The sequence below is a fragment of the Xylophilus sp. PBN-3R genome, from assembly GCF_057747805.1.
This window is the reverse complement of the sequence record NZ_CM173225.1, coordinates 3,096,499-3,122,691: the sequence shown is the minus strand read 5'-3', so window position 1 is coordinate 3,122,691 and position 26,193 is coordinate 3,096,499. Positions and strand designations below refer to the sequence as shown.

Genomic DNA, 26,193 nt, shown 5'->3' with positions numbered 1-26,193 from the left:
GGTGGGGGTTTTTATCAAAAAGACCTCAACCCAAAGCCGAGGTCCGCCCAGCCGCAAACGCCATCAACTTCTCATCCCGCCAAGCGCGCCGCGACTCGAGCTCAGCCTGCGACAAAAACCCCCGCCGCTGCCCCTCGACTTCAGCAATCAAATCAGCATCCCAGGCAGCCTCGTGCGAACGCGAACCGGCGATCCGCTGATAAAGCGGCCCCAGCCGAACCGCATAGTCGGCCACCCCCCCGGGAGCATTCAGATCGATGGTCTCGAACGGCCCCATGAAGGACCACCGCCAGCCCAGCCCGTCGCGCACCGTCTTGTCGATGTCCTCGCAGCTGGCGACGCCTTCCTGCACCAGGGCCCAGGCCTCCCGCAGCAAGACGGCCTGCAGCCGGTTGAGAACGAAGCCCTCCACCTCCTTGCGTACATGCACCACCGTCTGCCCGACCGCCTGCATCAGCGCATCGGCGAACGCCAGCGTCTCCGCCGAAGTCTCGGGCGAAGGCACCAGTTCCACCACCGGCACCAGGTAAGGCGGGTTCACCGGATGCACGATCAGCACCCGGGGCGATATGGAAAGCCCCAGCGCGAAGGCAGAACCCGGAATGCCCGATGTGGAGCTGCCGATCACCGTGTCCGGCCCCACCAGGGCCGCCAGTTCCACCATCAGTCCGCGTTTCACCTCCACCCGCTCCAGCACCGATTCCTGCACATAGGCCACGCCTTCGACAGCCTCGGCCAGGGTTGCCGCCGTGCTGATGCGGGCCAGTACGACAGCCGGGTCCTCGGTGATCAGCCCATGCCGCGCCAGGCCCTCCAGCTGGCCCTGGATCAGGGGGATGGATTTGCGGGTAATCTCCGGGTTGGCGTCGAACACCCGGACCTTCAGCCCGGCCCGGGCATAGACCACCGCCCAGCCCGCGCCCACCAGGCCCGCGCCGACGATGGCGACCGGCCGGCCGGCGGTAAGTTTCTCGGTCTCTGTCATGTTGTTCCTGTCTCCTCTTGACGGGCGGTTTCAGACACCCTTGATGGACGCCGCCTTCGAGTCGGGGCCGCTTTCGGCCTTCCAGTCGCCGGCGTGCGGCACGTCCAGTCCGAGGTTACCGCGCAAGGTGTCGCTTTCATACTCGGTACGAACCAGCCCCCGTTTCTGCAGCTCGGGCACCACCATGCGCACGAAGTCTTCATAACTGCCGGGCATGTGGGTGGGCGACAGCACGAAGCCGTCGCAGCCGCCTTCGGTGAACCATTTCTCCATCTCGTCGGCCACCGTCTCGGGCGAGCCGATGAAGACGTTGAACTCGCGCAGCCGGGCGCGTTTGGAGAACTCCACGAAGTCGCGTACCGAGGGGTTCTTCTTGCCTGACAGCGTCACCACCCGGTCGCGGAAGGTCTGCCAGCCGGAAATGGCCGCCATCTCTTCGTCGGTGAAGGGGGCGTCCAGGTCGCGGGTGGAAAAGTCGGTGTTGAGCACCTCGCAGATGAGGGTCAGTCCGTCGATGGGTTCGGCCAGCGCGTCCATGTATTCGAACTTGGCCCGGGCGATTTCATCGGTCTCGCCGACCACCACGTGGCAGGCGGTGGCGATGCGGATCCGGTCCGGGTCGCGGCCCGAATCGGCGACCGCCTGCTTCATTTCGGCGTACTGCTTCTTCGCCAGGTTCAGGTTGGGATAGACCACGAACAGCAGTTCGCCCCAGCGTGCGGCGAAGGCCCGGCCGCGACCGCTCTGGCCGGCCTGGATCAGCACCGGCTGGCCCTGCGGCGAACGCGGCACGGTGAAGGGGCCGCGCGAGTTGAAGAACCGGCCCTCGTGGTCGAGCCGCTTGACCTTGTCGGGGTGGGCGAACAGGCCGGTGGACTTGTCGTTGACCAGCGCGCCTTCTTCCCAGGTGTCCCAGTGGCCCAGCGTGGTCTCCAGGAATTCGTCCGCCCGGTCGTAGCGCAGGTCGTGTTCCAGGTGTTCGTCCTTGCCGAAGTTGGCCGCTTCGGAATCATTGAGCGATGTCACCACGTTCCAGGCCGCGCGGCCCTTGCTCATCAGGTCGAAGGTGGCGAAGGTGCGGGCCACGTGATAGGGTTCGTAGTAGGTGGTCGAATAGGTCGCGCCCAGGCCCAGATGGGTGGTCACAGCGGCCATGGACGACAGCACCACCAGCGGGTCGAGCTTGACGGCGCGCACCCCGGCTGCGACGGTCTGTGCATGGTCGGCCGAATAGATGTCGGGCATGGCCAGCCGGTCGTCGAAGAAGGCCATGTCGAACATGCCGGCCTCCAGCGTGCGGGCGATGCTCTGGTAGTACTCGGGCGTGAGGTAGCCGGGGTCGCTGGCCACGTGGCGCCAGCTGCCGGGGTAGGTGGAACAGTTCTGGGCCTGCATGAAACCGATCAGGCTCATCTTGCGTTGCTGCGTCATTTTTCCTGTCTCCTCATGGGGGTGGGCGCTCAGTCCGGGATCTCGACTTCGAGAATCGGGCCGTGCTGCTGGGCGCCGTACACGTCGCTGTCGCCGAAGGCGCCGGCCGGGGTCAGGCGGGGCAGGGTTGCCTTGAATGCGCGGGCCGGCGGATAGGGCATGAACAGCACGTCCGACTCATTCACGCTGTAGAGCCTGGCGAAAAGCGCCGCGTTCAGGATGCCGGTGGCGGCCACGCGTTCGAACAGTTCGTCCGATCCGAAGATCACGTCGATGGTCAGCTCGAAGGGGCCTGCGTTCTTGCTCTTGCAGACGCTGGCGAGGTCTTTGATGCGGGTCATGGCTGGCCTTTCACGTCGGCGTATTCGATGGGGAACAGGTGGTACGGGTCTTCGGCGTCGACGATGTGATAGACGCTGAATTCATACGAGGCGCCCATCTCCACGTCGGCCGGCGAGAAGGGGATGGCCATGTTTCCTTCCTTGCACAGCCGGCCCGGAAAGTCGGCATGCAGGATGGTGGTGCGCGATATGGCGATCACCGCGTTGGCGACTTCCTGGGTGGGCGCCAGCACCTCCAGGATAAAGCTGAGTTCGTGTGCGCTGGTGGTCTTGACCGGCTCGCGTTCGCCCATCACGCCGTTCAGGCCGTAGCAGCGGATGGCCAGTTGGTAGCCGCCTTCGGGCACACCGAAGTTGCGGGTCTTTTCTTCGACGATGGCACGCACCCGCACCAGGTAGTCGTCGATGCCCCTGATGAGCACCGGGTCGCGGGTGGCGCACATGGCGATGGCGCGGTAACCGACGTGTTTCACGCCTTCCATCTTCACCGTGTAGACCGGCGACGGAACCCACTTCATGCCCCGCACCCGCACCACCCGGTCGGTCAGCTGTTCGAAGCTGCAGGCCGATGTGTCGAGCATGCCGCCGGGTTCGTAGTGATGGACCGCGCTGGGGTTTTCATGCAGCGCGAAATTCGCCACCGAAAGCTTGGTGCACGACTGCTCCGGGTTGGTCGGCTCCAGGTCGATGTAGTCCTGGTAGACCCGCGCCAGCAGGCAGCCGTCGCGCTTGGGCGCGGCCGGTTCGGCGCCGCATTCGAGCATCTTGCCGGCGTACCAGCCCATCTCTGGCGGCAGGCCGGCGCGGGCCACTCCGGCGGCCCAGATGGAAGGGTCGGTGGCGCGGCCGGCCAGGATCACCTGGGCGCCGTTTTCCAGCGCGCGCTCGAAAGGCTCCGGGCCCATCAGGCCGACGATGCGGGTCGCGCCGTCGATCTGTTCCACCGTCAGGGGCGGGCGTTTCGATGCCGATTTCACTTTGCCGGCGGCCAGCTGTTTCTTGATGAAGGCCGGGTCCTGTTCCGCATGGATCAGGGCCAGCTTGAAGTCGAGTTTTTCTTCACGGGCGATCTCGCGCACCAGTTCGGCCATGAACTGCAGGTGCGGCTCGCCGCCCGCGCCGCCGCAGGTGCTGATGAGCACCGGAATGCCGCGCGGCACGGCGGCCAGCAGCATCAGGCGGGTGTCGCGCTTGATGGCGAGCCGGGAGCAGAAGGCCTTGCCCGCGCCCAGGTAATAAGGCCCCGGATCGGTGCTGCCGGCATCGGCGCCGATCATGTGCGGATCTGCCTCCATGCCGATCTTCAGCGCGAGTTCGGGGAAGCCGTAACCCAGGATGGAGGTGACTGCGAGCAGTCTCGCCTCCTTCGGTTTGGTGTTGTCTCTTGTGTTCATGGCGCCACTATTCCGGCCACCAACCGGCGCGACAACGAATAACAGGTATGAGTCCGCCTGCCCGAGTCGCTCCTAGACTTGTTGCGAAGCGCCGATCCAGGCGTTCACCGGAGACGAGAAATGAGCCAGACCAGCACGACGACCCAGGCCGCCACGGACGCCACCGCCAAGAGTTTTCGCCACGCCCTCGGGTGTTTTCCGACCGGCGTCGCCGTCATCACCACCACCGACGAACAGGGCCATGCCGTCGGCCTGACGTGCAACTCCTTCAGCTCGGTTTCGCTGGAGCCGCCGCTGGTGCTGTGGAGCCTGCGGAACAACAGCAAGTCCATCGACATCTTCCGCAACACCGGGCAGTTCGCCATCAACGTGCTGTCGCACCGGCAGGACGCCGTTTCGGGCAGGTTCGCCAGCAGCAGCAAGAGCATGGCCGACAAGTTCGACGGCGTGCCGGTCAAGGCCGGATGGGGCGGCACGCCGGTGCTGACCGACTGCATCGCCAACTTCCAGTGCAGTGTTTTCGCGCGGCACGAGGCGGGCGACCACGTGGTTTTCATCGGCCAGGTGCAGGCTTTCGAGCAGAGCAGCGAAGAAGACGCGCTGGTCTTCTACAAGGGCGCCTACATGATGCTGGCGCAGTCGCTGCGCGCCCTGGCGTCGAAGGGCATCGCGGCCGAACGCGAGCTGGTGCAGGCGCGTGCGGCGGTGCATGTCAGCCTGGTGAGGCTGGCCGCCGTCGCCGCGCACCCGGAAGATTTCGAACTGATCGAACACAACCTGGCGATGCTGGACGGCTTGGCGGAACAGGGCGACATGGTGCACCGCGCCGAGGCTGCGATCACCTTCTTCCGCCAGCTGACCGCCGCCGCCCACAACGACATGCTGACCGTCGTGGCGCAGTCGCTCAGCACCATGCTCGAATACACGGTGACGGCCAGGCCGGTCTACCTGCCGGCGCTGACGCCCCTGCGCTGGCAGGTGCTGAACAGCCTGAAGGCCCGCGATGCCGACGGCGCCGCAGCAGCGATGACGGAATATTTTGCAGTGGTCGCCGCGTCGCGCGCCGATGCCGAAGCGGTTCCGGCCTGAGTCTCTACAGGCGATAGAACCGGGCGGCCGTGTCATGGAAAAGCGCTGCCTTCTGTGTGGCCGAACAGCCCGACGCGAGTCGTTTGAAAGCGTTCCACAGCACGGTGTAGCCGCAGATTCCCTTGTCGACCGGAAAGTTGCTTTCGAACATGCAGCGCTCGGCACCGAAGGCGTCGATGCAGGTCTCGATATAGGGCCGCCAGGCGTCGGCCAGCGTTTCGGACGACGCCGGCCGGTTGCCGGCGGCAAAGGGAAAACCGATGCGTGGCATGCCCAGCCCGCCCAGCTTGACGCTGACATTGCCGCAGCGGGCGAGCCGCCGGATGTCGTTGCGCCAGGCAGTGAACACCTCCGCCCGGCGGCCTTCGAAAGGCCCCACGCCCAGCGGTCCGCCGGCATGGTTCAGCACGATGGGCGTGTCCGGGCAGTCGTGGGCCAGTTGCAGCGCATCGTCCAGCTGGGTGTGATACAGCCACAGGTCCAGGCTGAGGCCCAGGCGGGTGAGCGCCTCAACGCCGGCCTGGAATCGCGGTTGCAGCACCAGGTGTCGCGGCGGGCCGCCGGCCGGGCCGGCCAGCGCCGGATCGTCGCTCCAGGCGCCGTGGCAGCGAACGCCGCGGAACCGGCCCCGGCCGGCTTCGGCATGCGCCGCCAGCACTTCTTCCACCCGCGCACCCGTCTCCAGGTCGGCCCAGCCGACGATGCCCTGGCAGATGTTCACGCCGCGCTGCGCAGCCCGTTCCGCCTGGGCCACCGCGAATTCGGTTTCGCCGACCGGCCGCAGGTGTTCGGGTCCGACGGTCCGATACCGCGCCTTGCATTCGACCAGCACGGTGGCCACCACCGCATGGCCGCCACCGAGGTCGGCCAGCAGGTCGTCCGCATGATACGGCGCGGTTTCCTGATCCCAGAAGTGATGGTGGGTGTCGACGATGGGAAGCGCCGGCCACAGGGCCGGTTCGTGGCGCAGGGCCAGCCAGTCGTGCCGGATACACGGAAAGTTGCGCTGTCGGTAGAGAAGATCGAATGCTTGCATTGGCCTGTTGTCGTCGGGGCAGGTAGGACTACGGATGTGCGCCAGAGGCCGCAAAACTAACATGGGCTTCATCGAAACCAGGCTCTCCGCCCACAGCTCCATGGACTTGCGCCAGCTTCGGTATTTCATCGCCATCGCATCGGCTGAAAGCCTGTCGCGGGCCTCGGTTTCGGTGGGTGTCACGCAGTCGGCGCTGACCCGCCAGCTGCAGCTGCTCGAAGAGGAACTCGGCCTGCCGCTGCTCCGCCGCACCGGTCACGGCGTCACGCTGACCGATGCGGGCGAACGGTTCCTCGAATCGGCCAACGACATCGTGCGGCGGGCCGACGACGCGGTGCGCGAGATGCAGGCGCTGGGCAAGAGCACCGCCGGCAGCGTGGTGCTGGGCATTCCGCCGATGCTGGCCGAAAGCCTGCTGGTGCCGCTGGTCAGCCGTTTCACCCACGACTTCCCGGACGTGTCGCTGCGGGTGCGCGACGCCATCAGCGGCTACATCCTCGAATGGCTGATCGCCGGAGAGGTCGATGTCGCGGTGGTCTACAACGTGCCCAAACGCGCCAAGCTGGCGCTCGAGACCCTGATCGCCGACGAGCTGATGCTGGTCGGTGCCGCCGGCCACGGCGCCATGACCACCGACGCGCCCATCGACCTGGCCGAGGCGCTGAAGTTGCCGCTGGTGCTGCCCAGCCCGCACCACGGCCTGCGCGACGTCATCGAGAACGCGGCGGCGCTGCTCCCGGCGCAGCCCAACATCCGGCTCGAGGTGGAAGGCATGCATTCGCTGATCCGGCTGGCCGAAGAAGGTTTTGCCTACACCTTCCTGCCTTTCGGCTCGGTTTCGATGCAGGTGGCGCGTGGCCTGCTGGCGGTGCGTCCGCTGGTCAACCCGACGGTGCCGAGCGTGCTGTCGGTCGCCATGTCGACCAAACGGCCGGCGACGCAGGCCATGAAACAGCTGTTCCGCTACATCCGCGAAGACGTCGGCCGGCTGCTCGAAACCCAGGTGTGGCAAGAGCGCAAACCGACGGCCGAAGCCGTGGTCGTGACGGTGGACGAGGTGCCGGCCCAGGGTTGAAAACCGGCTCAGCGCGCCCAGCGCTGCTCGAATTCCCAGACCTTGTCGAAGCCGATCAGTTTGCAGAACTCGCCGAAGTCGGCCATGGCCAGGTCGGGCGTCTGGCTCAGGCCTTTTTCCTTCAGCGTGCGCAGCGCCTGTTCCATGGCGGCAGCGGCCACCAGGCTGGTCATCGACGGATAGATGGCCAGCGCATAGCCGATCTCTTCCAGCACCCGGGCCGGCAGGATGGGCGTCTTGCCACCGTCGGCCATGTTGGCAAGCATCGGTTTTTCGAAGGCTGCGCAGGCCTTGCGCATTTCTTCTTCTGATTGCGGGGCCTCGAAGAAAAGGATGTCCGCGCCGGCCTTGTCGTAGGCCTCCAGGCGGCGCATGGCGTCGTCCACGCCCAGGCTGGCACGGGCGTCGGTGCGGGCGATGATGAGGAAGTTTTCCTTGTCCTCGCGGGCTTCCACCGCCACCTTGATCTTCTCGACCATGTCCTGGATGGGCACGCAGCGTTTGTAGGGCGTGTGGCCGCATTTCTTGGGGAATTCCTGGTCCTCGATCTGGATGGCGGTGACACCCGCGGCTTCGTATCCCTTCACCGTGTGGTGCACGTTCAGCAGGCCGCCGTAGCCGGTGTCGGCATCGGCGATGACCGCCGCGTTCGTGGTTCGGCAGACGGTGCGCATGCGGTCGACCATCTCGGTATAGGTCGCGATGCCGGCATCCGGCAGGCCCAGGTACGAGGCGGTCAGCCAGTAGCCAGTGCCGTAGACGATGTCGAAACCGACCTTGTTGGTCATGACCGTCGCGATCATGTCCTGCACGCCGGGGATGACCAGGAATTCGCCGGCGGCGAGCTTTTGTCGGAGGATGGGATTTGCCATTGTCTTGAACTTCTTCGGTTTGCGTGATGAATGGAAAAAAGGCGGATCAGTCGATGGACGCCAGCCACGGGCGCGCGGTCTGCACACGTTGTTCGTAGGCCTTCAGCGCATCGGCGAAATGCTGGGTGCGCGTGATGTGGTCCTCTGCGGACAGCAGGGTCTCGGCATGGCCTTCGGCCAGCACGATGGGCAGGTCGAGGTCGCCCTGCAACTGCACCGTGCGCGAGGGCAGGTCGAGCCGCAGTTCGGCGCCCGGCGTCCGCGCCAGCGCGGCGACAAGTGCAGCGTGGTCGTCCGGTGCGAGGGTGGCGGCCACCACGTCGTTCTTCAGGCAGTTGTTGCGGAAGATGTCGCCGAAGGACAGCGCCAGCACCGCCTGCACGCCGTAATCGGCCAGCGCCCACACGGCCTGTTCGCGCGACGACCCGCAGCCGAAGTTGGCCGCGCCGACGATGAACTTCGGCGCTTCGGGCGACTGCATGAAATCGACCTCCGGCCGGCCGGCCGCGCGCCAGTCGGCGAACAGGTATCGGCCCATGCCGCTGCGCTGCGTCAGCCGCAGGAAGGGCGCGGGGAACAGTGCGTCGGTGTCGATGTCGTCGCGCTGCAGCACGGCGGCGCTTCCGTTCACGGCGGTGACGCTGCGTTTCATGCCGTCACCTCGCGCGGGTCGGAAAGTCTTCCGCGCAGTGCGGATGCCGCCACCGATGCGGGGCTGAGCAGATGGGTGCGGCCGCCCTGGCCCTGGCGGTTCTCGAAATTGCGGTTCGAGGTGGATGCGCAACGCTGGCCCGGGCCGACGCTGTCGCCGTTCATGCCGATGCACATCGAGCAGCCGGATTCACGCCACTCGAAACCGGCATCCACGAAGACCTGGGCAAGACCTTCGGTTTCGGCCAGCCGCTTGACCTGGGTGGATCCGGGCACGACCAGGCCGCGCACGCCGCCGGCGATGCGGCGGCCGCGCACGACGTCGGCGGCGGCGCGCAGGTCTTCGATCCGCGAGTTGGTGCACGAGCCTATGAAGGCGATGTCGATGGTCACCGACGACATCGGCTGGCCCGGCTCCAGACCCATGTAGGCCAGGGCGGCGGCGATGCGGTCTTGCTCAGCCGTCTCGTGCGTGCTCGCGCCGTCGGCCACGCGGCCGGTGAGGGCTGCGCTGTCGGCCGGCGTGGTGCCCCAGGTGGCCGTGGGCACCACGGCGGATGCATCCATTTCGACGCGGCGCCGGTAGTCGCCAGGGTCGTCGGTGAACAGGGCCGCCCAGCTGCGTACCGCTTCGTCGAAGTGATCGCGCGCCGCGCCCTTCACGCGGCCACGGAGGTAGGCGATGGTGGTTTCGTCCGGGGCGACCAGGCCGAAACGCGATCCGGCTTCGATGGTCATGTTGCAGAGCGTCAGCCTGGCCTCGATGGACAGGGCGCGCACGGCGGGGCCGGTGTATTCGATGGCGTGGCCGCCGCCGCCACCGGTGCCGATGCGGTGGATCACGGCCAGCGCCAGGTCCTTGGCGTATACGCCCTGGCCCAGCCGGCCGGCGATCTCGATGCCCAGTGTGCGGGGTTTGCGCATCCACAGGCTCTGGGTCGACATGATGTGTTCGACCTCGGATGTGCCGACGCCGCAGGCCAGCGCACCCAGCGCGCCCAGCGTCGCGGTGTGCGAATCGCCGCAGGCCACGGTCGATCCCGGCAGGACCCAGCCCTGCTCGGGCGCCACCACATGCACGATGCCCTGGCGCGGGTCGTCGAGGTCTAGCAGGCGCATGCCGTTGCGGGCCGCGTTCTGCCGCAGCGCCTCTATCTGCGCCGCGCTTTCGGGGTTGGGAATATGAACCAGCCGGTCGGCCGTGGTCGGCACGTTGTGGTCCTGCACGGCGATGTGCCGGGCGTTGGAACGGATGCCCCGGCCGGCCTCGGCCAGCGCACTGAAGGCCTGCGGACTGGAGACCTCGTGCACCAGGTGGCGGTCGATGTAGACCAGGTCGTCTCCGGCCTCGTTGCCGGCCACCCGGTGGGCATCCCAGATCTTGTCGAAGAGGGTCGCCATCAGTCGATCCGGATGTCGGCCGCCCTGACGATGGCCTTGTTGGTTTGCAGGTCGGCGGCGATCTGGCGGCCGTATTCGTCCGGCGTTCCGGGTGTGGCGACCATGCCCAGGCTTGACAGCTTGTCGCGCATGTCGGGCATCTTCAGCACTTCCTGCAGTGCCTGGTTCAGACGGTCGACGATGGGTCTGGGTGTCTTCGCCGGGGCCAGCAGGCCGACCCAGGAATCGAACACGAAATCCTTCACGCCGCTCTCGACCAGCGTGGGCACGTCGGGGAAGGCGGGCGCGCGTTGCGCCGACGACACCGCGATGGGCCGCACCTGGCCCGACTTGATGAATGGCGCCGCGCCGGCCACCGCGGTGAACAGCATCGGCAGCACCCCACCGACCACGTCGGTCAGCGCCTGGCCGCCGCCCTTGTAGGGCACGTGGGTCAGCGGAATGCCGGTGCGCTGGCGCAGGCTTTCGCCGGCCAGGTGGGTGGTGCTGCCGGTGCCGGAAGTGCCGAAGGAAATTCCACCAGGCGTAGCCTTGCCGTAGGCCAGCAGTTCGTTGAAGTTGTGCACCGGAAGTTTGGGGTTGACCACGATGATCAGCACCGCATTTCCGATCTTGCCGATGGGCGCGAAGTCCTTCACCGGATCGAAACCCGTCTTGCTGTAGACGTTGGGGTTGATCACCATCGTGCCGTCGTAGCCCAGCAGCAGGGTGTAGCCGTCGGGTTCGGCCTGGGCGACCATCTGGGTGCCGATGTTTCCGGCGGCACCCGCGCGGTTGTCGACCACCACCGGCTGACCCAGCACCTGGCCCAGCCGGTCGGCGACCACCCGTGCGCTGGTGTCGGTCACGCCGCCGGTGCCAAAGGGCACCACCAGGCGGATCGGTTTGGTGGGGAACGGCGCCTGCGCCTGTACGCCGAAGGACGCGGCGCATACGATTGCAACGCCGGCCTGCAAAACGCCCCTGCGGGCGATTGCGGACAGGCTCCTGGAAAGCGGAAGCTTGTTTTTCATGGGGTGGTGTCCTGCCTGTCCGGGGTCAGTCGAGCTGGATGTTGGCGGACTTCACGACCGCCTTGTTCTTGGCGAGGTCGCGCACGATCTCGGCGCCGTAGGCCTCCGGTGTGCCGGGCATCGCCACCACGCCGAGCGCGCTCAGGCGCTCGACCATCTCGGGTGTGGTCAGCACCTTCTGCAGCGCCGCGTTCAGCTTGTCGATGACGGGTCGCGGGGTCTTCACCGGGGCCAGCAGGCCGACCCAGGAATTGATCTCGAAGTCCTTCAGGCCCAGCTCGACGAAGGTGGGCACATCGGGCAGCGACGGTGCGCGCTGGCGCGAAGTGACACCGATGGGCCGCAGCTGTCCGCCCTTGATGAAAGGCATGGCACCGGTGACCGAACTGAAGGTCATCGGCAGAGTGCCGCCGACCACGTCCGACAGCGCCGGGCCGCCGCCCTTGTACGGAATGTGTGTGAGCGGCATGCCGGTGCGCTGGCGCAGCATTTCGCCCGCCAGGTGGGTGGTGCTGCCGGTGCCGGCACTGCCGTACGACAAGCCCCCCGGCGTGCTGCGGGCCAGCGCCTGCAGCTCGGCCATGTTGGTGGCGGGCAGCTTGGGGTTGACCACCACCATCAGCAGCGCATCGCCGATCTTGCCGATGGGCGCGAAGTCCTTCACCGAGTCGAAGGGCACCTTGGCATAGACGTTGGGGTTGATGACCAGCGTGCCGTCGTAGCCCAGCAGCAGGGTGTAGCCGTCGGGTTCGGCCTGCGCCACCAGCTGGGTGCCGATGTTGCCGGCGGCGCCGGCCCGGTTGTCGACCACGATCGGCTGGCCGATGGCCTGGCCCAGCTTCTCGGCCACGATGCGGGCGCTGGCGTCGGTCACGCCGCCAGTGGCAAAGGGCACGATCAGGCGGATGGGTTTGGCCGGGTAGTCGGCCTGTGCGTGGGCCGGGGTGGCGCAGGCCAGCGCGGCCGCTGCCGCCAGCAGGCCGCGTCTTGAGAAAACGGTACGGGTTGTCTTCACGATGGTGTTGTCTCTTTGCTGTCGTCCGGAATCGGTCATTCGGGTTTCATGCCCCCGCGTTGCGCGACGGCCGCCCATTTGCTGGATTCGGCCCGCACGAAACGGTCGAGATCGGCCGGGCTGCCCAGCACCAGTCTTGCGCCCTGGTCGCGCAGCTGCGACACCACGGCGGGGTCGGCGCAGACGGCGCGCAGGTCGTCGCCGATCTGCTCGACCAGCGCCGCCGGCATGCCGGCCGGGCCGAACATGCCATACCAGCTGAAGGACTCCACGCCGGGCACGCCTGCCTCGGCGAAGGTCATGGCGTCGGGGAAAACATTGATGCGTTCGCGCCCGGTCACCCCCACCACCCGCAGGTTGCCGGCCTGCACATGGGGCAGGGCGGTCAGCACGCTGGTGTAGCCCATGGGCAGGTGGCCGCCGATGATGTCGACCATCATCGGCGCGCCGCCCTTGTAGGCCACCTCGACCGTTTTCAGGCCCGCCGCCTGCCGCGCCAGCTCGCCGGTCAGTCGGGTCTGGCCTTCTGAATTGCCGACCCCCAGCTCTTCCTTGCGGGCGGCGGCCAGCAGGTCGGGCAGGGTCTTGTACGGTCCCTTGGCCGACACCACCAGCACCGTCGGCGAGGTGGCCACGTTGGTGATGGCCGAGAACGCGCTGGCCGTGTCGTAGGGCATGCTTTTCATCAGCACCGGATTGACCGCATGCGAGCCCACCACCAGGAGCAGGGTATAGCCGTCGGGCGGCGACTTGGCCACGTGGGCGCTGCCGATGACACCGTTGGCGCCGGTGCGGTTGTCGACCAGCACCGACTGGCCCCAGCGGTCGCCCAGCTTCTGCGCCAGCAGCCGGCCGACGATGTCGGTGCCGCCACCGGCCGAGTAAGGAACGATCAGGGTGACCGGCTTGCGCGGGAAACGCGATGCGTCGGGTGTGCCGGGCGCCTGCGTGGCAGCCATGGGCGTTTCCGGCGGCATCAGCGAAAACAGCGTGCCTGCGACGGCGGCCAGCGCATGGCGCCGCGTCGGGTGGTCCGGCTTCGGAAAAAACGCATTGTTCATTGCTTGTCTCTTTCGTTCTCTTGGCCTGCGCGATGCGACGGGCGACAGCGACATTGCAGGCACCGTGCCACCGGTGGGGCTGCTGCAAGTGCTTGATCGGTAAAGCCTTGTCAGGGTCGGCCCGGACAGACGGATGTCGCGGTGCGAATCAATAATGTTTCACCGCACGACCTGTGTGTTTCATCGTTCAACATGTCATCCAGCCGGACGGACGAACCCACCCCCTTGCCGCGACTGTGTTTCCTGGGTTATCGCCACCTCCGGGAGTTCTCGGCGCCGGTGATCGCCGAATACCGCAACCGGGCCGAGATCGAGCTGCTGGATGCGACCGTCCACGACGCCGTGGCCCTGGCCCGCGAACGCATCCGGCGCGGCGGTGTCGATGCCTTCATCAGCGGCGGCGCCAACGGCGGCCTGCTGCGCCAGCAGGTGCGCGCGCCGGTCGCGACCATCCAGCTGGGCGGGCTGGACGTGCTGCAGGCGGTGATGGATGCACGCGAGCGGTCGTCCCGGGTCGGCGTCATCGTCTACGGCCAGACGCTGCCGGAACTCGACGCCATCCGCGACCTGCTGAAGATCGAACTGCAGCAGCGCGCCTATCGCATGCCCGATGAGGCGCGGCGCGATTTCGAGGAGCTCAGGGCGGCGGGTTTCAGTGTCATCGTCGGCACCAGCCTGGCGGTCGAGATGGCCGAGGCTGCGGGCATCGTCGGTGTCATGGCGTATTCGCTGGACAGCATCCGCCGCGGCTTCGACGAGGCCATCGAACTGGTCCGTGTCGCCCGCATGGAAAGCGACCGCTATGCGCAGCTGAACGGCGTTCTGCATACGCTGGAACATGCGGTGCTGGCGGTGGACCAGTCCAACCAGGTGATCGCCGCCAACCCGCCGATGCAGCGCATCCTGGCTGCCGGCGGTGGGCTGGTTTCCGCTTCCGTGCTGGGCCGTGACCTGGCGGTGCTGAACCCCGACCTGTCGCTGCAGGACACGCTCGACACCGGCACCTCGGACCGGGCGCGGGTGCTGACCATCGGCCACCGCAACTGGATCGCCAACCGGACGCCGATCCGGGTCAACGGCGAGATCGCCGGGGCCGCGCTGACGCTGTACGACTCGCGCGCCATCCATGAAGCCGACAACAGCCTGCGCATGCAGCAGCGCCGGCAGCAGGCGTCGGCGCGCCACCGCTTCGACGACCTGGAAGGCGACAGCCCCGACTTCGTGCGCGCGGTCCAGGCCGCGCGGCGTTTTGCGCGCACCGACCTCACGGTCCTCGTGACCGGAGAAAGCGGCACCGGCAAGGAGCTCTTTGCCCAGGCCATCCACAACGAGAGCCCGCGTGCGGGCAAACCTTTCGTGGCCATCAATTGCGCGGCCTTCCCCGAAAGCCTGCTCGAAAGCGAGTTGTTCGGCTACGAGGAAGGCGCCTTCACCGGCGCCCGACGCGGCGGCAGGCGCGGGCTGTTCGAGGCGGCCCACAGCGGCACGGTTTTCCTCGACGAGATCGGCGACATGCCGCTGTCGCTGCAGACCCGGCTGCTGCGGGTGCTGCAGGAACGCGAGGTGCTGCGGGTGGGCAGCGCAAGCCCGATTCCGGTCGATCTGCGGGTGATCGCGGCCACCCACCAGCCGCTGGCCGACATGGTCTCCGAAGGGCTGTTCCGCAAGGACCTGTATTTCCGCATCAACACGCTGCGCCTGGGTTTGCCGGCGCTGCGCGACCGGCCGGGCGATGTGGTTCCGATGGCCGAGCGCAGGGTGCGCCGCTGCCTGGAGCGGCTGGGGATGAAAGCTGGCCGGGCCGACCTGCTGCCATCCATTCACCCGCTGCTGCAGCGTCATGCCTGGCCCGGCAATGTGCGTGAACTCGAAAACGTCTGCGAACGGCTGGCGGTGTTCATGGCGCAGTTCCCCGATGTGTCCACGGTGGACTGGACCGGCCTGCCGCACGAGTGCCCGGAGCTGTTCGATGCCGGTGCCGGTGCCGGTACCGATGCACAGGCCGGCGCATTGGTGGCCGGGCCGCAACCGGCCATCGACCGCACCAGCGAGGCGCGTGACCAGCTGGCCCGGCATTTCGGCAACCACCAGGCGACGGCGAGGGCGCTGGGTGTCAGCCGCTCCACGCTGTGGCGATGGCTCAGGACGGCGGGCTGAAGCCGGCGGGTCGGTCGTGCGCAGGGTAATCCTGTCCAACAACTGCATAAGGCCGTCTGCCGGGAAGGCGGTCGGCGGCGATAGAGTTGGCCGCGACATCCATCCGAAATCCTCAACCCCAGAAACCTCATCAACAGACGCCATGCAAGACGCCAGCTTTGTCATCGAACCGCCAGCAGTCCAGTCCCTTCCCGTCGTGGGAGAAACCGCGCGTTTCCCGGTCGCACGGGTCTATTGCGTCGGCCGCAACTACGCCGAACACGCCCGCGAGATGGGCCACAACCCGGATGCCGAGCCGCCTTTCTTCTTCATGAAACCGGCCACCGCCCTGGTCGCCGACGGCGGCGACTTCCCCTACCCGGCCTTGTCCACCGACGTCCACCATGAAGTCGAGTTCGTGGTCGCCATCGGCAAGGGCGGCGCAGACATCGCCGAAGCCGATGCGCTGTCGCATGTCTACGGTTATGCCGTCGGCCTGGACATGACCCGCCGCGACCTGCAGGCCGTCGCCAAGAAGGCCGGCCGCCCGTGGGAAATCGCCAAGGCGTTCGACCAGAGCGCACCCTGCGGCCCCATCGTGCCGGCCGCCACGCTGGGCCATCCGTCCAGCGGTGCCATCACGCTGACGGTGAACGGCGAAACCCGCCAGGCCGGCGACCTGTCCGACCTGATCTGGAACGTGCCGGCCACCATCGCCTACCTGTCGACGATCTTCGAACTGCGCGCCGGCGACCTGATCTTCACCGGCACCCCTTCGGGCGTGGCGGCGGTGCAGCGCGGCGACAAGCTGGTGGCCAGCGTGGCGGCGGTCGGCGAACTGAAGGTCACCGTCATCTGACATTCGGCCGGGGCGGTATCGGCGCGGTACGCTCGTGCACCATGCCGACGCCCGTACCTTCCCTGCGCACCTGGCGGATGCACGAACGAGCCGAACACCTCGACTTCGACATCCGTTTCCAGGGTGCCCGCAACGAACTCACCCAGCCGCACCGCCACGGCTATTTCCAGATCCAGGTCGGACTGGAGGGCGACACCCACCAGGCCATCGGTGCAGCAGTGCGGCCCTTCGGCCGCGGCACCCTGAGTTTTGTGCTGCCGCAGCGCATTCACGTGATTCCGCACCCACCCGGATCGCGTTACTGCATCGTCAATTTCAGCCAGGAATTCATGTGGCCCGAGCTGACAGCCGATGCGCTCGACCTGGACGGCGTGGACTTTGCGACCCAGCCCGAACTGGCACCCTTCCTGTTCCAGGAATACCTGGATTTCCATTTCGACCAGCCCGATTTCGCCCGCATCGTGGCCTGGCTCGAAGAAATGGCCGTCTACAACGCCGAACGCAGTTTTGGCGGCATGGCCATGCTGCGCGGCATGGTCCGGCAGATCATCGGGCTGGCCTGCCTGCGCCAGGAAAAGGAACTGTCGCGGCTGGCGCTGGTGCAGAACGGCAGGGCCTCGCGCCACGACGCGCTGCAGCGGGTGGTGCGTTATGTGCGCGAGAACCTGGCGCAGGAGATGTCGCTCACCGATGCGGCCGCGGCGGCTTTCTTGTCGGCCAACTACCTGGCCAACCTGCTCAAGAAGGAAACCGGCCAGACCTTCACGGAACTGGTCACCGAACGGCGCTTGCTGCGGGCCAAGGAACTGCTGCTGAGCTCGACGCTGCAGATCAAAGAGGTCGCCCACCAGTGCGGTTACGGCGACGAGGCCTATTTCGCCCGGCGTTTCCGCCAGGTGGTCGGCTGTACGCCGCGCGCCTACCGCGACCAGCAGGTGGCCCGGCTGCACGGTTGATCAGAGGATCAGCCTGTCGACGCTGCTTATTGCTGCGGGGTTCGACGGGTTTGAAAAACGAAAGATCGGGTTTTCCCGGCAGGGTCTGGCGCGATTGCCTCGGGCTGCATCAAGCCGGGCTTCCTGCTGCGGATGTCGCTGGATACCGCCTGCTGCCGAGCAGCCGGCCCGCGACAAAAACCAGTGCGACACAGGCCAGCAGGCCGGCGCCCAGCCATGTTTCCTTGCCCTGCGCCCAGTTGTCCATCGTCGGCGACAGCTGAGTGGCGACTCCGTAGGCGGCGGTGGCCACGCCGAGGATGCCGACGCCCGCGGCCATCACGCGCGAAGCGATGCGCCCATAGCCGGAAGACCGCTGAACCAGGCTGGCGGTCCACACCCCGTTGAGGGCGTCCACCACCCACATGCCGGACACGAAAGCCACGGTGAGCAGCAGAGCCTGCGGCCATCCGCCGAGTTTCTGCACCGCGCCGGCCATCAGCGCGGCCTGCCCGACGGTGTCGAACGACACGGCGAAGAGAGCGCCGACGCCCATCACCGCCACCGGGTTGGATGTCCGAAGCACACCGCCCAGCCATCCGGTGCGCAGGCCGACGACACCGGTCCGGTTCCCCGGCCGGGCCAGGGCCGAGCGCAGGTTGAGCATGCCCAGCCAGGCCAGCACGGCGATGGCGGCCCAGGTGCCGGCGGAGAGCAGCCAGCCGGGCAATTGCCAATGGCTTGCGAACAGCGTGACGCCAACCGAAACGACCAGCATGACCAAGCCGTGCCCCACTGCGAACAGCGCGCCGGCCCAGCGGGCCAGCCGCGGCCGGTCGACCGCGTTGTGCCGTGTCATGGCGTCGATGGCGGCGAGGTGATCGGCATCCAGGCCGTGTTTCAGGCCGAGCAGGAAAGTGAGCGGTAGAAGGGCGAGAAAACTGTTCGACATGCAGCGCGTATGAGGTTTTTCTTCTTTCTCATATCTTCTTGCATGGCTGCCGACGCGGCAAACGTTTTTTTGTACGGGTTTTGAAAACCGCCCCGCGTCAGGGCATCCGGCCGGTGAACCAGCTGCCGCCCGCCACCGACCAGAAGATACCGGCGCCGTACAGCACCATGGCCAGCGCGCCGAGTGCGAAGAAGGCGGTCAGCGAACCGGTGGCGGCCAGCACCGCGCCTCCCAGTCCGACATAGACGAACAGCCGCAAGGCGCTGGTCAGCAGCGGCCATTTGAGCCGGCCGGCGCCCTGGGACGCGAAATACAGGGCGAAACCCATCGCGAAGAATCCGTAGAACGGGCCGACGATGTGCAGGTAGCGCGCACCGGTTCGCAGCAGGCGTTCGTCGGTGCCGAACAGGCGCAGCCAGGCTTCGGGCCACAGGGCGGCGGCCAGCCCGACCACTTCGGCCAGCCCGAAAGCGATGGCGCCGCCGGCCATGGCGATGCGTTGCGCGCGTTTCGTCTGGCCGGCGCCGATGTTGGCACCGACCAGGGCGACCATCGGCGCGCCCAGTCCGAAGGCGATCGGCATCAGCAGGTATTCGAGCCGTGCTGCGGTGGCATAACCTGCCAGCGCCTCGGTGCCGGCATAGGCGCCGACCAGGGCGGCGGTGCCGGCGATCAGCCCGTTGGTCAGGAAGGGATTGATGCAGGCCAGGCCGCCGACGGTAAGGATGCTTCGCATGGGCGCCCAATGCACCGGACCGCGCGACAGCCGTGCCGCGCAACGCCCGCTGGCGCAGTACCAGGCCAGCACGGCCGCGCCGCCGGCGTAATAGACCAGCAGCGACCAGGCCCCACCCACCACTCCCAGGGCCGGAATCGGCCCGGCGCCGAGGATGAGCGCCGCCGACACCGGCACCAGCAGGACCGCGCCGCCGCAGATCACCGCACCCGGCACCAGCATGTTGCCGGTGCCGCGCACCACGCTGGCCAGGGCGTTCATGATCCACATCAGCAGCAGGCCGGCGAACAGCACATGGCCGTAGCTGCCGGCCGCGTCCAGCGCCGCGCCACGTGCGCCGAGAAAGCGGTAGAGCGGTGTGCCGAACGCCAGCAGCAGCACGGTGAACAGCAGGCCCAGCGCAGCGCACATGACCACCGCATGCCGGGCCAGCGATTGCGTCAGCGCCGCATTGCGTGAGCCCATCGACCGCGCCACCGCCGCCGAGATGCCGCCGCCCATGGCGCCCTGCGACATGTTCTGCATCAGCATCAGGATGGGAATGACCACTGCCACGCCGGCCAGCACGTCGGTGCCCAGTCTTGCCAGGAACCACATCTCGATCAGCCCGGTGGACGACTGCGCCAGCATCATCAGGATGTTGGGCCAGCCCATGCGCAGCAGCGTCGGCACGATGGGCGCTTGCAGCATGCGGTGCAGGCGCGGGTCGGTCAGGGTGGAAGGTGTTGGCATATACAAGTAATTTTTCCGTGAATCTACTGGCATATGCAAACATTGGTCAAGATCATTTAGAGTTGGCGTTCTGCAGGAAAACACCCATGCCACCCATGTCCAGTTCCCAAGCCCGGGACCCTCTCGTCTGCAACGGCGCCGCGTTGCGCAAGGCCACGCGCCGGGTGACGCAGTTGTATGACGCCGCTTTGGCGCCCTCTGGCATCACCGTGTCGCAGCGGTCGGTGCTGGTGCACATCCAGCGCGCCGTGCGGCCCACCATGACCGAGCTGGCCTACGCCATGGTGCTGGACCGTTCGGCTCTGGCCCACAACATCAAGCCGCTGGAGCGCGAGGGCTACATCGTGCAGACCCGCCATCCACAGGATGGCCGCAGCAAACATATCGAACTGACGCCCGCCGGCACCGCCAAGCTGGCCGAGTCGAACAGGTTGTGGCGGGCCGCGCAGAACCGCTTCGAGTCGGTCTACGGAGCGGAACGTTCGGCAGCGTTGCGGCTGGCGCTGGCCGAGATCTTTTCGGATGAATTCGCCGAGGCCTTCAACCGGGAAGCGTGACGCTGGCGGTGTAAGTATCCAGCGCCGCCCGCAGCCGCCTGATGCGGTTTTCATGGCGGCGGGTCTGCGGTCCGCGTCCGTAGGTAGCGGCCTTGCGGACCAGGTGCAGCTGCTCGCGCTGCAGCCGGGTCTTCAGCCGGCCGGCCCGCGGGCCGAAGCGTTCGTGGACGTCGCGCCGGGCCCGCCAGCGCAGCAGCGGTGCGCCCAGGCGCAGCCATTCTTCGTCGCGGATCAGGTCGCGCTCGGGCACGAACCAGGCGGCCAGCGCATGCAGGTAGGCGCCGTTCTCGCTGGCAGCCACGCGCCAGAAAAGCCCGGCCGCCACCATCACCGGTATGCCCTTGGCAAGGGACAGCACCACGAGGCCGCGCGAACCGCCGCCCGACAGGTCTTCCAGCAGCGGTGAGTTCCACACGAAATGCAGCGTCCACGCCAGCGCGAAACACAACAGCGCGACCACCAGCCGGCACGTCCGCGAACGTTGCGGGTGCAGCAGGAACCAGGCGACCCCGTACGACGCGACAGTGGTGAAGGCCGCATGGGTCCACAAGCCGGCCAGCAGCCCGCGGGTCAACAGGTTGAGCAGCACCGGCGCCACCTGGTTTTCCAGCGGGAAATGCATGGACGAATTGACGGTGTAGGCCAGGTTCTCGACGACCTGGAAACCGAGCCCCACCATGGCGCCCACGATCAGCACCGAAAGGTGCGTCTGGAACTGGTTGCGGGCCACCAGGATCAGCAGCAGAACGCCGGCCAGCTTCAAAAATTCCTCGGACGTGGGACCGGCCAGCGCCGCGCCCCAGGTCGCCACGAACTCCGGCGACACCAGCTTGCCGCACAGGCTCTGGAAAGCCGCATTGGCCGGCACCGCGAAATACACCGCGCCCAGGCCGCCCCAGCCGAAGGCCAGCACGAAAGCCTCCGGCGGATGTTGTTCCAGCAGGTCGAGTTGGCGGAACACCAGCACGAACACCAGCGTGTAGCCGGTCCAGGCCAGCAGCCCCAGCAGCACGGTGACCGGCACCACCCGCAGGCCCACGGAAAACATCTGGGCGGTGTATAACAGGCCGTTGACGATCAGTGCCGACAGCAACCAGAAGGCGGCCCGGCGCGGCTGGAAGAATGAGTCGGTGCCGACCCCGCCGCCGGCGCCCGCGCCCGCATTGGCGTTGGCGTTGGTTGCTGCCAGGGCATCGCGGCCGAATGCGTGGAGGTTCATGTCGGCGCGTCCAGGTCCATCGAATCGACCATGGCGCGGGCATCTTCCAGGGCGGCCTCCAATCCGTCGTTGGAGCCGTACAGGTCGACCTGCACCAGCAGCCGGCGACGCTGGTCGACCACCTGCCAGAAACGTCCGGCGAGCTGCGGCCCGTAATAGGCGAAGGTGGTGCCGCCCAGTCCCCAGCTGTTGAAGAATCGGGACATTTCGCCGTCGATCCGAAGGCCCTGGCCGCGTTCCATCAGCCTGCGCTGGCGTGTCACCGGCCCCGCGGGCCCGCCGGCCCATTCGCCGATGGTCACCAGGAAACGGTGGCTGCCCTTGAACAGCAGCAGCGACTTGCCGGCCTTGGAGCGCGAAACGTCCATCCGCCAATCGTCGGCGGGAACGAAACGGGCGGGGCCTACCTCGACCGCCTGTCCGCCGGCCAGTTGCCAGGCGCCCGGTGTATGGCGGTCCCAGAGCACCAGTCCGCCTACGTAGCCGGCGATGGCCAGCAGTACGGCGAGTGCGCCCGGCCAGGTTCTGTAAGGGGTGCGGCGGGACGGTTCGAGCATGGCCTCATGGTGCCATGGCCGCAGGGCTATTGACTCAGCCGCGAAGCGCCAGGTTGAGCTGGTCCACCACTTCGGCCCAGTCGGCATCGGCATTGACACTCTCGCGCAGGAACTGCGTCTGGGCCGGGGTCCAGAAGCCCGCCTCGGGCAGCGTGACGCCGGGCGGCAGCGGCCGGTTCGCGCTGATGAAGGCGACGATGGATGCCTCGTCGGACGCCAGGCCTAGTTGGTCGAACAGTTCGGTGAAGGGATGGTTGCTCAGTTCCATGGGGACAAATCTCGTGTATCTGACGGGCGTCGATCGTGCCATGCCGCAGCTGGCGACCCGTGTCGGAATACACCTCTTCCGGGAGGGTTTGTGTTCCACCTTCGGCCAGATGGGAAAGCAGTGCCGTCGTTTGCGCGGGCGACCAGGCATATACACATGGCCGTGTAAATATTCCATCCACTTGGATGGTTTGATATACGATGCGCCATGCCGAGAAAAAGTGCAAACCATACCGCCGTCGTCAAACCCGCTGATGAAAAGATCACCATCAACCTGGGCCATGTCGATCTCGGCCAGATCGACCTTCTGGTGCAGGAGGGCTTTTTCTCCAGCCGTACCGAGCTCATCCGAACCGCCATCCGCAACCAGCTCAGCCTGCAGGGCGACGTTGTGCGGCAACTGGTGCTGCGCAAGTCGCTGGTGCTGGGCTTGCAGCACTACACCGTGGCCGAACTTGAAGCGGTGAGGGCGCGCGGCGAGCAGTTGCAGATACGGGTACTCGGGCTGGCGTCCATCGATGCCGCCGTCACGCCCGAACTGGCGCTGGCCACCATCGAATCCATCACCGTGCTGGGGGCCCTGCATGCCAGCCCGGCCGTCCGGGCGGCCCTAGCCGTTCGCCTGCGTTGAACCGCCCAAGAAAGCACTTTTCAAAATGGATTTCGATCTTCAAAAATTCATGGCACAGGCCACCCAGCTGACCCGCGACGGGCGACTGTCCGATGCCGCCGCCTTGCTGCGTTCTGCGATGGGCGGAGGTGGCGGTCATGCTGCCGCCGCGCCGCCGGCGACGGAGGCGCGCATGGCGGATGTCATCGATGTCAGCGCCCGCCGCGTCGATGTGCCGGCATCGCAAGGCAGCAGCTTCACCGGGCACAGCTTCGCCAATGCGGCCGACCGCCGCGACTACAAGCTCTTCATTCCGGGCGGGGCCCGGACCGGTCCCATGCCGCTGGTGGTCATGCTGCACGGCTGCACGCAGAACCCGGATGATTTCGCGGCCGGAACCCGGATGAACGAGCTGGCGCAATCGCAGGGTTTCGCAGTGCTGTACCCCGAGCAGTCACGCAAGGCCAATCCGCATGGCTGCTGGAACTGGTTCAAGCACAGCCACCAGACCCGTGAACGCGGCGAGCCCGCGCTGATCGCCGGCATGGTGCGGCAGGTGACGGCGGCGCAGTCCATCGATCCGAGCCGTGTTTATGTCGCCGGGCTGTCCGCGGGCGGGGCGATGGCGGCGATCCTGGGCGAGACCTATCCGGAGCTGTTCGCTGCCGTCGGTGTGCACTCGGGCCTGGCCGCCGGTGCGGCGCGGGACCTTCCATCGGCCATGGCGGCCATGAAGAACGGGCAGGCGGCATCGCGCCCTATCGGAAGCGGAAAACCCACCATCGTGTTTCATGGCGATGCGGATCCGACTGTCAACGTCGGTAACGCCCACAACGTGCTCGCGGCAAGTGTCGGTGCTGCTGCCACCGGCGAGATATCCACGGTGGCCGGCGGCCGTGGCGCCATCCGGGAAGTCTTCAAGGGATCGGACGATCGCGTGATGGCCGAGTTATGGGTGGTGCAGGGTGCGCAGCACGCCTGGTCGGGCGGCGCGCCAGGTGGCAGCTATACCGATCCTTCAGGGCCGGACGCCAGCGCCGAAATGCTGCGTTTCTTCGGCGAACATCGCCTGCCCTGAAAAGTCTTCAGCCGAGTTGGTCCCGTTTGGCCCGGGCGCGCGCAAGTGCCATTTCAACTGCAGACCGCTTGCGTTCGGTTTGTGCCGCTTCGACGACTACCGGCGCTGCCTCTGCCTCGATGACCGGCCCTGCCTTGCGCGAGCCGTGGATGCGATAACGCTGCAGTGCCATGTCGGCCTGTGCCTGCGACCAGGCGGCCCAGCCGGTGGCGTCTGCGCTGGCGTTCTCCAGTGAAATGCAATCGACCGGGCAGACCGGCACACACAACTCGCACCCGGTGCAGTGAGCCTCGATGACGGTGTGCATGCGCTTGTTGGCACCGAGGATGGCATCGGTAGGGCAGACATCCAGGCACAGGGTGCAGCCTATGCACCAGGCCTCGTCGATGACCGCCATCTGTCGCGGGGCTTCCACGCCGCATCCGGTATCGAGCGCCAGGGCTTCCACTCCGGCAATGGCGGCCAGCCGCACTACGCCTTCCTGGCCGCCCGGCGGGCAGCGGTTGACAGGCGCTGCCTCGAACGCCATGGCATGGGCGTAGGCGGCGCAGTCCGGGTAGCCGCAGCGGGTGCACTGCGTCTGCGGCAGGGCCGCGTCCAGGCGGAGGGCCATGGCGGCCTGCGGGGTCTTCTGCATCAGGTTCAGGCGGCGGCGGGTGGTTTCTTGGCCGCCACGGTCTTGGTTGCACGGGGCGTCTTGGCGGCTGCGGTCTTGCTCGCCGGCGCCTTCGATGCCGGTACGGCCTTCAGCGGTGCTGCCTTTGCAGCTGCCGTCTTGACCGAAGCGAGCCTGACGGGGCTCGTCTTCGCCGGCGCGACATCGTCGACCGGTGTGACAACTTCGGCTGGGGCGGCACTGGCGACAACCGGCAACGCATGGCTTTCGGTTTTCTGGACCTTGACGGCATCCGGCTTGGGTTCATTCGCCAGGATGAAGTCGCGGACTGCCGGGTAGGTGGCATCGCGCCAGCGGCGGCCGCTGAAGATGCCGTAATGGCCGGCACCCTTCACCTCGATGTGTTTCTGCAGCTTGGCTGGAATGCCGGTGCAGAGATCGTGTGCTGCTTCGGTCTGGCCCGAGCCGGAAATGTCGTCGAGCTCGCCCTCCACCGTCAGCAGTGCCGTCGTACTGATGTCCTGCGGCTTGACCCGTTCCGGCACACCCTTCAGGTTGCGGACGTCCCAGGTTCCGTTGACCAGGCAGAACTCCTGGAACACCACCCGGATGGTTTCGAGGTAGTACTGCGCGTCCATGTCCAGCACCGCGTTGTATTCGTCGTAGAACTTGCGATGCGCTTCGGCACTGGTGTCGTCGCCCTTCATCAGGTTCTTGAAATAGTCGTAGTGGCTGCTGAGGTGGCGGTCGGGGTTCATCGCCACGAAACCGGTGTGCTGCATGAAACCGGGGTACACCATGCGGCCTTCACCGGGGAAGCCAGGCGGCACGCGGTAGATGACGTTGTTCTCGAACCATTCGTAGCTCTTGTTCATCGCCAGGTTGTTGACCGCGGTGGGTGATTTGCGAGCGTCGATGGGCCCGCCCATCATGGTCATGGAATAAGGCGTCTTCTGCCCGCGCGACGCCATCAGCGACACCGCGGCCAGGACCGGCACGGTCGGCTGGCACACGCTGATCACATGGCAGTTGCCGTAGATGCCTTGCAGATGGCGGATGAATTCCTGCACGTAGTTCACATAGTCGTCGAGGTGGAATTCACCCTCGCTCAACGGCACGGTGCGCGCGTTCTTCCAGTCGGTGATGTAGACCTTGTGATCCTTCAGCATGGTCTTGACCGTGTCACGAAGCAGCGTGGCGTAGTGGCCCGACAGCGGCGCCACGATCAGCACGGCCGGCTGTGCCTTCAGTTTTGCCAGAACGTCGGAGTCGTCGGTGAATCGCTTGAAACGACGCAGTTCACATAAGGGCTTGTCCAGTTCGATGGCTTCGTGGATCACCACTTCGGTCTTGTCCACGGTGACGGTCTGGATGCCGAACACCGGTTTTTCGTAGTCCTTGCCCAGCCGGTACATCAGGTCGTACGCGGCCGAGAGCCGCTGGGCCACCGGCAACTGCCCCAGGGGCGTCTCCTTGTTGCTGAACATCTTCGACGCCGCGTTTGCAAAATCTGCAAACGGCTCCATCAGCGCGCGTTGCGCTTCGTAGATCTGGTAAAGCATGGGGTGGCCCGAG

The 26,193-nt window shown here is 66.7% G+C and carries 26 protein-coding genes; 8 read left to right on the top strand and 18 right to left on the bottom strand.

Annotated elements, in window-relative coordinates; translation table 11 throughout:
• Positions 1–25 precede the first annotated feature (25 nt).
• Genes AC3ANW_RS14815 through AC3ANW_RS14800 form a run of 4 tightly spaced genes read right to left on the bottom strand, consistent with a single transcriptional unit; the run spans position 26 to position 4,151 of the window.
• The gene (locus AC3ANW_RS14815; protein WP_488341610.1) at positions 26–985 is read right to left on the bottom strand and encodes a 3-hydroxyacyl-CoA dehydrogenase; all 960 of its coding nucleotides are present in this window, start codon (positions 983–985) and stop codon (positions 26–28) included.
• A gap of 30 nt (positions 986–1,015) precedes the next feature.
• Positions 1,016–2,416, bottom strand: a complete 1,401-nt coding sequence (locus AC3ANW_RS14810) for an LLM class flavin-dependent oxidoreductase (protein ID WP_488341609.1) — start codon at positions 2,414–2,416, stop codon at positions 1,016–1,018.
• A gap of 29 nt (positions 2,417–2,445) precedes the next feature.
• On the bottom strand, positions 2,446–2,757 hold the full coding sequence (locus tag AC3ANW_RS14805; RefSeq protein WP_488341608.1) for a DUF4387 domain-containing protein: 312 nt from the start codon (positions 2,755–2,757) through the stop codon (positions 2,446–2,448).
• On the bottom strand, positions 2,754–4,151 hold the full coding sequence (locus tag AC3ANW_RS14800; RefSeq protein WP_488341607.1) for an acyclic terpene utilization AtuA family protein: 1,398 nt from the start codon (positions 4,149–4,151) through the stop codon (positions 2,754–2,756). The genes AC3ANW_RS14805 and AC3ANW_RS14800 overlap by 4 nt, the downstream gene beginning before the upstream one ends.
• A gap of 120 nt (positions 4,152–4,271) precedes the next feature.
• On the opposite strand from AC3ANW_RS14800, the gene AC3ANW_RS14795 reads away from it, so the two are divergent.
• The gene (locus AC3ANW_RS14795) at positions 4,272–5,240 is read left to right on the top strand and encodes a flavin reductase (protein ID WP_488341606.1); all 969 of its coding nucleotides are present in this window, start codon (positions 4,272–4,274) and stop codon (positions 5,238–5,240) included.
• 4 nt (positions 5,241–5,244) lie between these two features.
• On the opposite strand, the gene AC3ANW_RS14790 is transcribed toward AC3ANW_RS14795, so the two are convergent.
• The gene (locus tag AC3ANW_RS14790) at positions 5,245–6,276 is read right to left on the bottom strand and encodes an amidohydrolase family protein (protein ID WP_488341605.1); all 1,032 of its coding nucleotides are present in this window, start codon (positions 6,274–6,276) and stop codon (positions 5,245–5,247) included.
• 61 nt (positions 6,277–6,337) lie between these two features.
• Between AC3ANW_RS14790 and AC3ANW_RS14785 the strand changes: the two genes are divergently transcribed.
• Positions 6,338–7,351: a LysR substrate-binding domain-containing protein gene (locus AC3ANW_RS14785; RefSeq protein WP_488341604.1), complete on the top strand. Its 1,014-nt coding sequence runs from the start codon at positions 6,338–6,340 to the stop codon at positions 7,349–7,351.
• A gap of 8 nt (positions 7,352–7,359) precedes the next feature.
• Here the strand turns inward: AC3ANW_RS14785 and AC3ANW_RS14780 are convergent, their stop codons facing one another.
• From AC3ANW_RS14780 to AC3ANW_RS14755, 6 genes are read right to left on the bottom strand one after another with little or no spacing between them, the layout of a single operon-like run.
• Complete coding sequence (locus AC3ANW_RS14780) at positions 7,360–8,223, bottom strand: isocitrate lyase/PEP mutase family protein (RefSeq protein WP_488341603.1); 864 nt, start codon at positions 8,221–8,223, stop codon at positions 7,360–7,362.
• 46 nt (positions 8,224–8,269) lie between these two features.
• On the bottom strand, positions 8,270–8,875 hold the full coding sequence (leuD, locus tag AC3ANW_RS14775) for a 3-isopropylmalate dehydratase small subunit (protein ID WP_488341602.1): 606 nt from the start codon (positions 8,873–8,875) through the stop codon (positions 8,270–8,272).
• Complete coding sequence (leuC, locus tag AC3ANW_RS14770) at positions 8,872–10,275, bottom strand: 3-isopropylmalate dehydratase large subunit (RefSeq protein ID WP_488341601.1); 1,404 nt, start codon at positions 10,273–10,275, stop codon at positions 8,872–8,874. Before leuC ends, leuD begins: the two co-directional genes overlap by 4 nt.
• A complete protein-coding gene (locus AC3ANW_RS14765) occupies positions 10,275–11,288 on the bottom strand; it encodes a Bug family tripartite tricarboxylate transporter substrate binding protein (protein WP_488341600.1) in 1,014 nt (337 codons plus the stop codon). Before AC3ANW_RS14765 ends, leuC begins: the two co-directional genes overlap by 1 nt.
• Positions 11,289–11,313: 25 nt before the next feature.
• A complete protein-coding gene (locus tag AC3ANW_RS14760; RefSeq protein WP_488341599.1) occupies positions 11,314–12,303 on the bottom strand; it encodes a Bug family tripartite tricarboxylate transporter substrate binding protein in 990 nt (329 codons plus the stop codon).
• A gap of 35 nt (positions 12,304–12,338) precedes the next feature.
• The gene (locus tag AC3ANW_RS14755) at positions 12,339–13,364 is read right to left on the bottom strand and encodes a tripartite tricarboxylate transporter substrate binding protein (RefSeq protein ID WP_488341598.1); all 1,026 of its coding nucleotides are present in this window, start codon (positions 13,362–13,364) and stop codon (positions 12,339–12,341) included.
• Between the two features lie 192 nt (positions 13,365–13,556).
• Between AC3ANW_RS14755 and prpR the strand changes: the two genes are divergently transcribed.
• The 3 genes from prpR to AC3ANW_RS14740 all read left to right on the top strand — a co-directional run bounded on the left by prpR (position 13,557) and on the right by AC3ANW_RS14740 (position 17,315).
• On the top strand, positions 13,557–15,521 hold the full coding sequence (prpR, locus tag AC3ANW_RS14750) for a propionate catabolism operon regulatory protein PrpR (protein ID WP_488341597.1): 1,965 nt from the start codon (positions 13,557–13,559) through the stop codon (positions 15,519–15,521).
• 142 nt (positions 15,522–15,663) lie between these two features.
• On the top strand, positions 15,664–16,359 hold the full coding sequence (locus tag AC3ANW_RS14745) for a fumarylacetoacetate hydrolase family protein (RefSeq protein ID WP_488341596.1): 696 nt from the start codon (positions 15,664–15,666) through the stop codon (positions 16,357–16,359).
• A gap of 41 nt (positions 16,360–16,400) precedes the next feature.
• The gene (locus AC3ANW_RS14740) at positions 16,401–17,315 is read left to right on the top strand and encodes a helix-turn-helix transcriptional regulator (protein ID WP_488341595.1); all 915 of its coding nucleotides are present in this window, start codon (positions 16,401–16,403) and stop codon (positions 17,313–17,315) included.
• A 109-nt stretch (positions 17,316–17,424) separates the two neighbouring features.
• Here AC3ANW_RS14740 and AC3ANW_RS14735 read toward each other — a convergent pair whose 3' ends face one another.
• Positions 17,425–18,246, bottom strand: coding sequence for a HoxN/HupN/NixA family nickel/cobalt transporter (locus tag AC3ANW_RS14735; protein ID WP_488341594.1), 822 nt, complete (start codon positions 18,244–18,246; stop codon positions 17,425–17,427).
• A gap of 97 nt (positions 18,247–18,343) precedes the next feature.
• The gene (locus AC3ANW_RS14730) at positions 18,344–19,714 is read right to left on the bottom strand and encodes an MATE family efflux transporter (RefSeq protein ID WP_488341593.1); all 1,371 of its coding nucleotides are present in this window, start codon (positions 19,712–19,714) and stop codon (positions 18,344–18,346) included.
• Positions 19,715–19,809: 95 nt separating this feature from the next.
• Here AC3ANW_RS14730 and AC3ANW_RS14725 point away from each other — a divergent pair, with 95 nt between their 5' ends.
• On the top strand, positions 19,810–20,271 hold the full coding sequence (locus AC3ANW_RS14725) for a MarR family winged helix-turn-helix transcriptional regulator (protein WP_488341592.1): 462 nt from the start codon (positions 19,810–19,812) through the stop codon (positions 20,269–20,271).
• On the opposite strand, the gene AC3ANW_RS14720 is transcribed toward AC3ANW_RS14725, so the two are convergent.
• From AC3ANW_RS14720 to AC3ANW_RS14710, 3 genes are read right to left on the bottom strand one after another with little or no spacing between them, the layout of a single operon-like run.
• A complete protein-coding gene (locus AC3ANW_RS14720; protein WP_488341591.1) occupies positions 20,255–21,490 on the bottom strand; it encodes a PrsW family intramembrane metalloprotease in 1,236 nt (411 codons plus the stop codon). The genes AC3ANW_RS14725 and AC3ANW_RS14720 overlap by 17 nt on opposite strands.
• Positions 21,487–22,047, bottom strand: a complete 561-nt coding sequence (locus tag AC3ANW_RS14715) for a hypothetical protein (protein ID WP_488341590.1) — start codon at positions 22,045–22,047, stop codon at positions 21,487–21,489. Before AC3ANW_RS14715 ends, AC3ANW_RS14720 begins: the two co-directional genes overlap by 4 nt.
• Positions 22,048–22,081: 34 nt before the next feature.
• Positions 22,082–22,315 (bottom strand): DUF2789 domain-containing protein, encoded by a 234-nt coding sequence (locus AC3ANW_RS14710; protein WP_488341589.1) that lies wholly within the window; start codon positions 22,313–22,315, stop codon positions 22,082–22,084.
• Positions 22,316–22,522: 207 nt separating this feature from the next.
• Here AC3ANW_RS14710 and AC3ANW_RS14705 point away from each other — a divergent pair, with 207 nt between their 5' ends.
• The gene (locus AC3ANW_RS14705) at positions 22,523–22,945 is read left to right on the top strand and encodes a CopG family transcriptional regulator (protein ID WP_488341588.1); all 423 of its coding nucleotides are present in this window, start codon (positions 22,523–22,525) and stop codon (positions 22,943–22,945) included.
• 25 nt (positions 22,946–22,970) lie between these two features.
• The gene (locus AC3ANW_RS14700; protein WP_488341587.1) at positions 22,971–24,002 is read left to right on the top strand and encodes an extracellular catalytic domain type 1 short-chain-length polyhydroxyalkanoate depolymerase; all 1,032 of its coding nucleotides are present in this window, start codon (positions 22,971–22,973) and stop codon (positions 24,000–24,002) included.
• A gap of 7 nt (positions 24,003–24,009) precedes the next feature.
• On the opposite strand, the gene AC3ANW_RS14695 is transcribed toward AC3ANW_RS14700, so the two are convergent.
• Both AC3ANW_RS14695 and AC3ANW_RS14690 read right to left on the bottom strand, forming a co-directional pair.
• The gene (locus tag AC3ANW_RS14695; RefSeq protein ID WP_488341586.1) at positions 24,010–24,639 is read right to left on the bottom strand and encodes an RnfABCDGE type electron transport complex subunit B; all 630 of its coding nucleotides are present in this window, start codon (positions 24,637–24,639) and stop codon (positions 24,010–24,012) included.
• A 5-nt stretch (positions 24,640–24,644) separates the two neighbouring features.
• Positions 24,645–26,180, bottom strand: a complete 1,536-nt coding sequence (locus AC3ANW_RS14690) for a polyhydroxyalkanoate depolymerase (RefSeq protein WP_488341585.1) — start codon at positions 26,178–26,180, stop codon at positions 24,645–24,647.
• Positions 26,181–26,193: the final 13 nt, after the last annotated feature.